This window comes from Caulobacter sp. S45 (assembly GCF_903642205.1).
GTDB lineage: Bacteria > Pseudomonadota > Alphaproteobacteria > Caulobacterales > Caulobacteraceae > CAHJWH01.
Window position 1 is genome coordinate 1 of the sequence record NZ_CAHJWH010000108.1, and the last position, 11460, is coordinate 11460.

The following is an 11460-nucleotide window of genomic DNA, read 5'->3' on the forward strand; positions in this document are numbered from 1 at the left end:
GCCCTCTCCACCAAGCTGCGCTTGGTCTCCCTCCCAAGAGGGCAGGGCTATCGCATATGAACGCCCTTTCCCCTCGATGGGGGAAGGGTCGGGGACGGGGTGAGTGCACGACGTCCGCGGAGGGGCTTTGGAGGCGCCTCCCAAGCCTTCTGCGTCACCCGCAGCGCGTACGCCCCACCCCTGCCCCTCCCCCATCGGGGGAGAGGGATCGCTCCGACTCCATATGTGATAGCTCTGCCCGGAAGGGGGAGGATCGAGGTTGCATCTCTCCGCCGGACAAGCCTTGATGCGCAAAAGGAGCGTGAGGCGTCCGTGACTGCAGACCTGCAGGCCGACTACATCATCGTGGGCGCCGGCAGCGCTGGCTGCGTGCTGGCCGACCGGCTGAGCGCCGATGGGCGCCACCGCGTGCTGCTGCTGGAGGCGGGCGGCGACGACCGGCCGACCCGAAACCTCGGCCAGTTCATGGCCAACCTGATGATCCACGTGCCCGTCGGCTACGCCGCCAACCTGACCGATCCCAAGGTCAACTGGCTCTACACCACCGAGCCGGACCCCGGCACCGGAGGCCGCTCGCACAAGTGGCCGCGGGGGAAGGTGCTGGGCGGCTCCTCCTCCTTGAACGCCATGCTCTATGTGCGCGGCCAGCCGGCCGACTACGACGGCTGGCGCCAGCTCGGCTGCGAGGGCTGGGGCTGGGACGACGTGGCGCCCTACTTCCATCGCGCCCAGCACCAGGAGCGCGGGGCCGACGACCACCATGCGGTCGGCGGCCCGTTGAACGTGTCGGACATGCGCGACAGCCACCCGATTTCGGAAGCCGCCATCGAGGCCTGCGACCAGGCGGGCATCCCGCGCATCGCCGACCTGAACGGGGCGCAGCAGGAAGGCGCGACCTGGTTCCAGGTGACCATGAAGAACGGCGCGCGCCACTCGGCCGCGGTCGCCTACCTGCATCCGGCGATGAAGCGGGCGAACCTGCGGGTGGAGACGAACGCCCTCGCCGCGCGTGTCCTCATGGAGGGGCGCCGCGCGATCGGCGTCGTCTTCGACCAGGGAGGCGAGCGGCGCGTCGCCCGCGCCTCGGCCGAGGTGATCCTGGCGGGAGGTACGGTGAACACGCCCCAGCTGCTGCAGCTCTCGGGCATCGGGGCGGGCGAGCTGCTGCAGCGTTTCGGCGTCGAGGTCGTACACGACCTCCAAGGCGTCGGCGAGAACCTGCAGGACCACTATGTCATCGGCATGCGCTATCGGCTGAAGCCGGGCGTCAGCTCGGTGAACGAGCTGACGCGGGGCCTGCCGTTCCTGAAGGAGATCGGGCGCTACGCCTTCCAGCGGCGAGGGCTTCTGGCCCTGTCGGCGGCGCACATCGCGGCCTTCGCCAAGTCGCGGCCCGACCTCGCGGGGCCGGATATCCAGTTCCATATCCTGCCCGCCACCATGGACATGGAGAAGCTGACCAACGCGCAGGCCATGGTGCTGGAGACTCAGCCGGGCCTGACCATCGCGCCCTGCCAGCTTCGCCCGGAGAGCCGCGGCCACATCCGCATCAGGTCGCGCGATCCCGCCGTGCACCCGGCCATCGTGACCAACTATCTGGCCGACCCGCTGGACCAGCAGGCGGCGGTGGCGTCGCTCCGCCTCGGCCGCAGGATCGCCGCCCAGCCGGCCCTGGCGCCCTTCATCGACCACGAGATGAACCCGGGTCCGGCGCTCCAGGATGACCAGGCGCTGCTCGCCTACGCCCGCATGGCCGGCACCACCATCTACCATCCGGTGGGCGCCTGCCCGATGGGCCATGGCCCGATGGCTGTGGTCGACCCGCAGCTGCGGGTGCATGGGGTGGAGGGCCTGCGGGTCGTGGACGCCTCGGTCATGCCGCGCCTGATCAGCGGCAACACCAATGCGCCGGTGATCATGATCGCGGAGAAGGCCAGCGACATGATCCTGGGACGGAGCGCGCTGGCGGCCCGTGCGGCCTGAGCCGATCTAGGGCCTGGACGCTTTCATCTGCGCGGCCTTGGACTGGCCGGTCTCCGCCTCCACCTCCTCGGCGAGTGCGTCGAGCCACTTCAGCACGGCCTGCTCGAACTCGTCGCCGTCCACCTCGGCGAAGGCCTGGGGCAGGCGCTGGTCGACGAAGGCGCGCAGCACCTCGGGGTGGATGTAGGCCGACCGGCAGACCGCAGGCGTGTTGCCGAGCAGGCCCGCGGTGGCCTTGACGCACAGGGTGACGGTCTTCTTGGCCTCCCGCTCGGTCTGGGGCGCGGGATGCATGGAGAGCGCCTTGGCCGCGGCGAGCGTGCCGGACCAGGTGCGGAAGTCCTTGGCGGTGAAGTGCTCGCCCATCGCCTCGTGCAGGTAGGCGTTGACGTCGTCGGACCCCACGGCGTGGCGCACCCCATCGCTGTCCACGTACTGGAACAGGCGCTGGCCCGGCAGTTCCTGAATCGACCTGATCACCCGGGCCAGGCGGCGGTCCTGCACCGAGGTCTTGTGCTGCACCCCGCTCTTGCCCTTGAACTCGAACTCCACCTCCGAGCCGTGCAGGTGCAGGTGGCGCGAGCGCAGGGTGGTGAGGCCGAAGCTCTTGTTCTCCTTGGCGTACTGGTCGTTGCCCACCCGGATCATGGTCGTCTCCAGCAGGCGCACCACGGTCGCCACCACCTTCTCCCGAGGCAGGCCGCGCTTGTTCAGGTCGTGGTCGATCCTGTCGCGGAGCGCCGGCAAAACGCGGCCGAAGGCGGCCATGCGGGCGAACTTGGTCTCCGCGCGCGCCGCGCTCCACAGCTCGTGGTAGCGGTACTGCTTGCGGCCGCGCTCGTCGCGGCCTGTGGCCTGGATGTGGCCCCGCGGCGACTTGCTGATCCAGACGTTTTTGTAGGCGGGCGGGATGGCCAGGGCGTTGATGCGGTCGATGACCTTGGGGTCGGTGATGGGGCACTGCTTTGCGTCGAGATAGTCGAAGCCCGCCTCGGTCTTCACGCGGGTGAGGCCAGGATCGTCGTCGTGCACGTAGATCAGGCCGGCGGCTTCGGCCACGGCCTCGTTGGAGGTCTCGCCGTCATCCGCCTCGTCGTCGTACGCCACGCCTCGCCACCTCGTCAGCCCAGCGGGGCAACGGAGGCGCGGTGCTCCGGTTCCGGACCAACCGCCTTCAGAAGTGATCGCCCGAGTTCCCCGTCAGGCACGAGGTCTCAGGGCGAGTTCGCGGCGCATCGAGGCCACATGCCCAGCGTCAACCGACGGCGCACGCGACTCCCAGCTGTTGCGGATGTAGGTGGCCAGGTCGGCGGTCTGCTGGTCACCCAGCTTCCAGGCGAAGCTCGGCCTGGAGATCAGGTCGGTCGGGACGGCGCGGGCGCGGCGCCGCCACCGGCCAGGATCAGGTGGATGAGGCCGTCCGGACTGGACGCTTCCCGGTCGGCTTGCCCGCTGGACCGCTCATGACGTCTTCCCCGGCCCGCTGGGCTAAGCTTTAAGCGTGCGAACGCGCCCGGGCTGGCGCAGTTGGACGTCACCGCTGAACTATCGCCACGCTTTCCACGCCGGCAACTTCGCTGACCTCGTCAAGCACGCCCTGCTGCTCGCCGTGCTTGACCGGCTGACGCGCGGGGCCGAGCCGCTGACGGTGATCGACACCCATGCCGGCGCAGGGCTCTACAGCCTGCAGGATGAAGCCGCGCGCCGGTCAGGCGAGGCGCAGGCGGGAGTGGCGCGGCTTCTGGCGGACGAGGGAGGCGCGCCTGCGGTGCTGACGCCCCTGATCGCGGCCGTGCGCGAGTGCAATCCGATCGGCGAGGTGCAGGTCTATCCGGGCTCGCCTTGGCTGGCGATGCGCGCACTTCGTCGCGGCGACGCCTATGTCGGCTGCGAAATCCGGCCGGACGACCACCATGAACTCACGGCCAATCTCGCGCCCCTCAGAGGCGGCGCCAAGGTCGAGCTGCTGCAGGCGGACGGCTACGCCGTCGCCGCCCAGCGGCTGGCGCAGGGCCGCGGGCGCACCCTGCTGCTCATCGACCCGCCGTTCGAGCGCGCCGACGACTATGCCCGCGTCGCCGAGCTGATCGCCGGCCGTCCTGATCCGGCTCGCCAGCCGGCGCTGATCTGGACGCCGTTGAAGGACTTGGAGACCTTCGACGCCTTCTTGGACAGCCTGGAACGCGCGGGACCCGCGAGCCTGGTGGTCGCCCAGGCGCGCCTGCGGCCGCTGGACGACCCCATGCGGATGAACGGCTGCGCCGTGGTTCTGGTGGATGCGCCGGACGTGGAGGCGGAGGCCCGCGCGGTCTGCGGCTGGGTGGCGGCGCAGCTGGGCGGCCCCGGCGGCGGTGTGCGAGTCGAGCGGCTGGCCGGCGCGGCAACCTGAGCCGTGGGCGGCCGTTCTGCTGTCGAGGACCCCGCCATGATCAAGACCCTCTCTCGCCTCCTGCCGAAGCGGAAGTCGAAGCCCGCCGAGCTGGGCCGGGCGCTCGCCAGCAAGGCCGTCGATCCCATGGAGGCGTCGCTGCAGGCGCTCGGCCGCTCCCGCAAGGCGCAGGTGGCTCCAGCCCTGCTGCTTGCGACGGGCGCGGGCGTGGCCTTCTGGTGGTGGACGCAATGGGCGCGGGGGGCGGAGGAGAGCGAGGCCGCCGGGAAGGGCGGACAGGATGAGGCGTCCTAGACCATCCCAACCTTAGATGCTCCCCCGGTGGCGGAGCCGTCGGCGAAGCGACTGAGGGGGCCGGCGCGATGCGGCGGCGCGCCCCCTCCACCAAGCTGCGCTTGGTCCCCCTCCCCCGGTGGGGGAGGATCGAGACCCTAAGCCTCCAACCGCCGGATCAACGCTTCGTGCTCCGCCCAGAGCGCGGCCGGCAGGCGGTCGCCGAACTGTTCGTAGGCCCCAGGGATGGTGGCGGCCTCTTCCTTCCAAACCGAGCGATCGACGTTCAGCAACAGGTGGAGCTGATTGTCGGTGAGGCTCAGGCCGGAGGTGTCGAGCGAAGCGGGCGTCGGATGGCGGCCGATGGGGCTGTCCTGGGCCTCGGCCGTCCCCTCCAATCGCTCCACGATCCACTTCAGCACCCGGGCGTTGTCGCCGTAGCCGGGCCAGACGAACTTCCCGTGCTCGTCCTTGCGGAACCAGTTGACGAAGTAGACGCCGGGCAGCTTGTCGGGCGTCGTCTTCTCGCCCATCGCCAGCCAGTGGGCGAAGTAGTCGCCCATGTTGTAGCCGCAGAAGGGCAGCATGGCGAAGGGGTCGCGCCGCAGGGCGCCCAGCTTGTTCTCCGCCGCCGCCGTCCCCTCGGACGCCACATTGGAGGCCAGGAACACCCCGTGCTTCCAATCGAAAGCCTCGGTCACCAGCGGCACGGCGGTGGCGCGCCGGCCGCCGAACAGGATGGCGCTGATCGGGACGCCGCGGGGGTCCTCCCATTCCGCAGCGATCGTCGGGCACTGGCCGGCGGGCACCGCGAAGCGCGAGTTCGGGTGGGCGGCGGGCTCCTTGGACTCCGGCGTCCAACTGCGGCCGCGCCAGTCGGTGAGGTGGGCCGGCGGGTCCTGGGTCAGGCCCTCCCACCACACGTCGCCGTCGTCGGTGAGCGCCACGTTGGTGTAGATGCAGTTGGCCTTCAGGGTGTCGATGGCGTTCTTGTTGGTGGCCTCGCCGGTGCCCGGCGCCACGCCGAAGAAGCCGTACTCCGGGTTGATGGCGTACAGCCGCCCGTCGTCGCCGAAGCGCATCCAGGCGATGTCGTCGCCCACCGTCTCGGCCTTCCACCCCGGGAGGGTCGGCTGGAGCATGGCGAGGTTCGTCTTGCCGCAGGCGCTGGGGAAGGCCGCGGCGATGTAGTGCACCTTCTGCTCTGGCGAGGTGAGCTTCAGGATCAGCATGTGTTCGGCCAGCCAGCCCTCGTCCCGGGCCATGATCGAGGCGATACGTAGCGCGTAGCACTTCTTGCCCAGCAAGGCGTTGCCGCCGTAGCCGGAGCCGTAGGACCAGATCTCCCGGGTCTCGGGGAAGTGGACGATGTACTTGGTTTCGTTGCAGGGCCAGGGCACGTCTTTCTGGCCGGGCGCGAGCGGGGCGCCCAGGGTGTGGACCGCGGGAACGAAGAAGCCGTCCTCGCCGATGGCGTCTAGCGCCGCCTGGCCCATGCGGGTCATCACCCGCATGCTTACCGCGACGTAGGCGCTATCGGTGATCTCCACGCCGTAGGCGCTGATCTTGGAGCCGAGCGGGCCCATGCAGAAGGGCACGACATACATGGTGCGCCCGCGCATGGAGCCCTTGAACAGGCCGTCCAGGGTGGCGCGCATCTCCACTGGATCGGCCCAGTTGTTGGTGGGGCCGGCCTCGATCTCTTCATGAGAGCAGATGAAGGTGCGGCTCTCCACCCGCGCCACGTCCTTGGGGTCCGAGGCGGCGTAGAAGCTGTTCGGGCGCTTGTCAGGGTTCAGCGGCTTCAGGGTGCCGGCGTTCACCAGCGCTTCGGTCAGGAAGCGCCATTCCTCGTCGGAGCCGTCGCACCAGTAGACCTGCTCCGGCTCGGTCAGGGCGGCGATCTCGCGCACCCAGGCCAGCAGCTTGCGGTTCTGGGTCGGGGCCTGGTCCAGGGCGCCGAGGGTGGTGGTGAGGGTCATGGGCGCTCTCCCAGGGCCTAAGGCTGGGCGCGAGGACGCACCCCCGCAGCGCCGTGCCGACATTTGCAACATTGCTAGCTTTCCCCGGCCCGTTCATCAAGGGCCGGCCGCCCAGGAGCCGCCCTTGAGCCTCGAAAACATCGTTGAGTTAAATGTCCTGCTGGAGCGGATCGCCTGCGCCCTGGAGCGCCTGGCCCCCGCTCCGCCGGCCGATCCAGACTTCGCAGGTGCGATGCTGCACCGCTTCGACGCCGCCACCCAGAGCTTCGCAGCTGCAGCAGACTTCCCTTTGCCGCTCGACCTTTTGCTAGGCGTCGACACCCAGAAGGCCCGGCTGGTGGAGACCCTGCGCCGGTTCACCAAAGGGCTGCCGGCCAACAACGTCCTGCTGTGGGGCGCACGGGGCACGGGCAAGAGTTCGCTGGTCAAGTCGGCGGTCACTGCGCTGGCCCGGGGCGCACCCTTGCTGAAGCTGGTGGAGATCGAGCGGGAGGTTGTGAACTCCCTGCCAAACCTCTTCGCAACTTTGCGAAACCGGCCCGAGCGGTTCGTGGTCCTGTGCGATGACCTGTCCTTCGAGGAGGGCGCGGGAGCGGCCAAGTCGCTGAAGTCGGCGCTGGAGGGGGGCGTGTTCGGCCCACCGGCCAACGTGGTGTTCGTGGCCACCTCAAACCGCCGTCACCTGATGCCCCGCAGTCACGAGGAGGCCGACCGGATGGCGGCGGCGGAGGACAGCGAGGAGATGATCTCGGCGTCGGACCGCTTCGGCCTGTGGCTAGGCTTCCCGCCCATGGACCAGCCGACCTATCTGGCGACGGTGCGGGCCTATGCCGAGCGGTTCAGGCTGGAGTCGCCGGAACTGGACAGGCGGGCGCTGCAATGGGCGCAGCTTCGCGGGGGGCGGTCAGGCCGGGCGGCGTTCCAGTTCATCCGCGATCTGGCGGGCGAGCAGGGGCGCACCTTGCCCCTCTGACGGCGCTAGGCCTGCTCGAAGATGCAGCGGGCGTAGCTGACGAAGGTGTCGGCGGTGCGCTGGGCGTCGTAGTGCGGCTCGCTGATGGCCTTGAAGGCCACTGCATCGGTCAGCAGCATGAGCAGCTCGACCTTCTCCGCCGCCGCCTCGGGTGTCCAGCGGCCGGGCGCGCCGGCCTGGACCAGGGCGCAGAGCCGCTCCGCCACGCTGGCGCGGAAGTCGGCCATCACCCGGGCCGCCCGCGGATTGCGGGCGGCTTCCGACATGATCTCCAGCCACAGGATGCTGCAACCGCGCTCGCTCATGCGTTCGATCTTTGCGCGCCAGTGACGGAAGAAGGCGGGGAAGACGCCGGCCTCGTCGCCCTCCACCGCGTCGAAGTCGGCCATGGCGGCGGCGACGTCCCGCTCCACGATGGCGGCGATAATGTCGTCCTTGGCCGGGAAGTAGCGGTAGATGTGGCCCACGCTCATCTTCGCGGAGGCGGCGATCTGGGCCATGCTGGTCCCGTGGAAGCCGTGCAGGCGGAAGCAGGTCTCCGCCGCCTCCATCACCTGCTTGACGCGCCGAGGCGCGGACGGGCGCTCCGCATACAGATTTTCTACGGCGGCCAAGGTCCAATCCTCCTGTTGCGGCGCTCAACGGCGCTCTTGACGTGGAACTGGTAAAGGGAATAACACGCCAGCAAGTGAGAATGAACGTTCAATTTCAATTGGGGCGGGGGCGTCCGGCTCCCCTTTCATCATGACCCGAGCCATGCCGGTTCCTTCGCGCGCGGCCGTCCGCCTCTCCGCCGCCGTGGGCGTCCTCGCGCTCGCCTCCGCCTGCGCCAAAAAGCCCGCGCCGCCGCCCCAAGGGCCGCCGCAGGTGGGCTACGTCACCATCAAGGCCGAGCCCGTGACTCGCACGACGGAGCTGCCGGGCCGGACCTCTCCGACCCTGTCCTCGGACGTGCGGCCGCAGGTGAACGGGCTGATCAAGGCGCGGCTGTTCGTGGAGGGCGGCGACGTGACGGCCGGCCAGGTGCTCTACCAGATCGATCCCGCGCCCTACCAGGCCACGCTGGACCAGGCCAAGGGCACGCTGGCCAACGCCGAGGCCAACCTCGTCACCACCCGGCTGCAGGCGCAGCGCTATGCGGACCTGGTGAAAATCAACGCGGTCAGCAAGCAGGACAACGACAACAGCCAGGCCACCTACCTCCAGGCCCTGGCCACCGTGCAGGCCGACCGGGCGGCGGTGGAGTCGGCGGCGATCAACCTCGGCTACACCAAGGTGCGCGCGCCGATCTCCGGCCGTATCGGCCGCTCGTCGGTGACGCCCGGCGCCCTGGTGACCGCGGACCAGACCACCGCGCTCTCCACCATCCAGGCGCTGAGCCCGATCTATGTGGACGTGACCCAGTCCGCCGACGACCTGCTCAGGCTGCGCCAGGCGCTGTCCGGCGGCCAGCTCGCGAACGCGCCGTCGAGCGCCAGGGTGAAGCTGGTGCTGTCGGACGGCACGCCCTACGCGCAGGAAGGCGTGCTGAAGTTCTCCGAGGTGACGGTGGACCAGAGCACGGGCTCGGTGACGCTCCGGGCCGTGTTCCCGAACCCGAGCAAGGTCCTCCTGCCCGGGATGTTCGTGCGCGCGGAGCTGAACGAAGGCGTCTATCAGAACGGCATCCTGGCGCCCCAGCAGGGCGTGTCCCACGACCCCAAGGGAGCGGCCAGCGCCTTCGTGGTCGGCGCTGACGGCAAGGCTCAGCCCCGCACCCTGACCACGGCGGAGGCGATCGGCGACAAGTGGCTTGTCACCGACGGGCTGCACCCTGGCGACAAGCTGATCGTGGAGGGCCTGCTGAAGGTCCAGCCCGGCGCGAGGGTGAACGCCGTCCCCGCTGGATCGGGCGGCGGATCGCCCGGATCTGCGACGCCGGGCTCTTCGGCGCCGGGGGCCGCGACCGCCGGGTCGGCCACGGGCGGGTCGACCGCGGCGTCGACGAGCGGCGGTTGAGGCTCAGGCGCCATGTCACGCTTCTTCATCGACCGGCCGATCTTCGCCTGGGTCATCGCCATCATCCTGATGCTGGCCGGGGCGCTGTCGATCTTCAGCCTGCCCATCGCGCAGTATCCCAGCATCGCGCCGCCCTCGGTCTCGGTCACCGCGACCTATCCCGGCGCCGACGCCGACACGGTGACCAGCACCGTCACCCAGCCCATCGAGCAGCAGATGAAGGGGCTGGACCACCTGGAGTACATCTCCTCCACTGGCGACACCTCGGGCACCTCCACCATCACCCTGACCTTCGCGCAGGGGACCGATCCCGACATCGCCCAGGTGCAGGTGCAGAACAAGCTGCAGCTCGCCACCCCGGTCCTGCCCACCGAGGTGCAGCAGCAGGGCGTCGTGGTGGCCAAGGCCAGCAAGAACTTCCTGCTCGGGATGGCGGTCTATTCGACGACGGGCGAGCACAACTCCTCCGACCTGGCCGACCTGGTGAACAGCAAGCTGCTGGACCCGCTCAGCCGGGTGACGGGGGTGGGCAACACCCAGCTGTTCGGCGCGCAGTACGCCATGCGGATCTGGCTCGATCCCTACAAGCTCAACAACTACGGCCTGACCGTCGGCGACGTGAAGACCCAGATCCTGGCCCAGAACGCCCAGATCGCCTCGGGCCAGATCGGCCAGCTGCCCGTGGCCGGCGACCAGCAGCTGAACGCGGTGGTCACCAGCCAGTCGCGCCTGCAGACGCCCAAACAATTCGCCGACATCGTGCTGAAGACCAACCCCGACGGCTCCAGCGTCTACATGCACGACGTCGGCCGGGTGGAGATGGGCCAGGACAGCTACACCCTCACCGCCCGCTTCAACGGCCATCCGGCCGGCGGGATGGGCATCCAGCTGTCTCCAGGCGCCAACGCGCTGAGCACGGCGAAGGCGGTGAAGGCCAAGGTCTACCAGATCGCCGCCGGCTTCCCGCCGGACGTGAAGGTCGCCTTCCCCTACGACACCACGCCCTTCGTCCAGCTGTCCATCGAGGACGTGGTCCGCACCCTGATCGAGGCCGTGATCCTGGTCTTCGTGGTCATGTTCGTCTTCCTGCAGAACTGGCGCGCCACCCTGATCCCGACGATCGCGGTGCCGGTGGTGCTGCTCGGCACCTTCGGGGTGCTGGCGCTGCTGCACTATTCCATCAACACCCTGACCATGTTCGCCATGGTGCTGGCCATCGGCCTGCTCGTGGACGACGCCATCGTGGTGGTGGAGAACGTCGAGCGGATCATGGACGAGGAGGGGCTGTCCCCGCTCGACGCCACCCGCAAGTCGATGCAGGAGATCACCGGCGCGCTGGTCGGCATCGTCCTGGTGCTGACCGCGGTCTTCCTGCCCATGGCCTTCTTCGGCGGCTCGACGGGGGTGATCTACCGCCAGTTCTCGGTGACCATCGTCTCGGCCATGGTGCTGTCGATCCTGACCGCCCTGATCCTGACGCCCGCGCTCTGCGCCACCCTGCTGAAGCCCCGCAAGGGCCATGCGACGAAACGGGGCTTCTTCGGCTGGTTCAACCGCAACTTCGACCGCGGCGTGAAGGACTACGAAGGCGCGCTGAAGTTCATCACCAAGTCCTGGATCCCCTTCGCCGTCGTCTACCTGGCCATCGTGGCGGCGATGGCCGTGCTGTTCCTGCACCTGCCCACGGGCTTCCTCCCCGACGAGGACCAGGGCGTGGCCTTCGTGCTGGTGCAGACGCCGCCGGGCGCTGTGCTGTCGCGCACGCTGGACGCGGAGAAGGCGGTCGAGCACGAGTTCCTGGTGAACGAGAAGTCGGCGGTGAACGCGGTCTTCTGCATCGCCGGCTTCAGCTTCGCCGGCCA

The 11460-nt window shown here is 69.3% G+C and carries 9 protein-coding genes; 6 read left to right on the top strand and 3 right to left on the bottom strand.

Annotation, left to right across the window (positions count from 1 at the left end):
- Window positions 1-312 precede the first annotated feature (312 nt).
- Window positions 313-1983 (top strand): GMC family oxidoreductase, encoded by a 1671-nt coding sequence (locus tag HUV06_RS11080; protein ID WP_174301331.1) that lies wholly within the window; start codon window positions 313-315, stop codon window positions 1981-1983.
- Between the two features lie 6 nt (window positions 1984-1989).
- On the opposite strand, the gene HUV06_RS11085 is transcribed toward HUV06_RS11080, so the two are convergent.
- The gene (locus HUV06_RS11085; protein WP_254601062.1) at window positions 1990-3090 is read right to left on the bottom strand and encodes a DNA topoisomerase IB; all 1101 of its coding nucleotides are present in this window, start codon (window positions 3088-3090) and stop codon (window positions 1990-1992) included.
- Between the two features lie 394 nt (window positions 3091-3484).
- On the opposite strand from HUV06_RS11085, the gene rlmJ reads away from it, so the two are divergent.
- Window positions 3485-4372, top strand: a complete 888-nt coding sequence (gene rlmJ / locus HUV06_RS11090) for a 23S rRNA (adenine(2030)-N(6))-methyltransferase RlmJ (protein WP_371811069.1) — start codon at window positions 3485-3487, stop codon at window positions 4370-4372.
- A gap of 36 nt (window positions 4373-4408) precedes the next feature.
- Window positions 4409-4666, top strand: coding sequence for a hypothetical protein (locus HUV06_RS11095; RefSeq protein WP_174301332.1), 258 nt, complete (start codon window positions 4409-4411; stop codon window positions 4664-4666).
- Between the two features lie 137 nt (window positions 4667-4803).
- On the opposite strand, the gene HUV06_RS11100 is transcribed toward HUV06_RS11095, so the two are convergent.
- Window positions 4804-6627: a phosphoenolpyruvate carboxykinase (GTP) gene (locus HUV06_RS11100; RefSeq protein WP_174301333.1), complete on the bottom strand. Its 1824-nt coding sequence runs from the start codon at window positions 6625-6627 to the stop codon at window positions 4804-4806.
- A 124-nt stretch (window positions 6628-6751) separates the two neighbouring features.
- Here HUV06_RS11100 and HUV06_RS11105 point away from each other — a divergent pair, with 124 nt between their 5' ends.
- Complete coding sequence (locus HUV06_RS11105; protein WP_254601064.1) at window positions 6752-7600, top strand: ATP-binding protein; 849 nt, start codon at window positions 6752-6754, stop codon at window positions 7598-7600.
- 5 nt (window positions 7601-7605) lie between these two features.
- Here HUV06_RS11105 and HUV06_RS11110 read toward each other — a convergent pair whose 3' ends face one another.
- Complete coding sequence (locus tag HUV06_RS11110; protein WP_174301335.1) at window positions 7606-8214, bottom strand: TetR/AcrR family transcriptional regulator; 609 nt, start codon at window positions 8212-8214, stop codon at window positions 7606-7608.
- Window positions 8215-8356: 142 nt separating this feature from the next.
- On the opposite strand from HUV06_RS11110, the gene HUV06_RS11115 reads away from it, so the two are divergent.
- A complete protein-coding gene (locus HUV06_RS11115; RefSeq protein WP_174301336.1) occupies window positions 8357-9598 on the top strand; it encodes an efflux RND transporter periplasmic adaptor subunit in 1242 nt (413 codons plus the stop codon).
- A gap of 12 nt (window positions 9599-9610) precedes the next feature.
- A partial coding sequence (locus HUV06_RS11120) for an efflux RND transporter permease subunit (RefSeq protein ID WP_174301337.1) occupies window positions 9611-11460 on the top strand: 1850 nt, incomplete at its 3' end.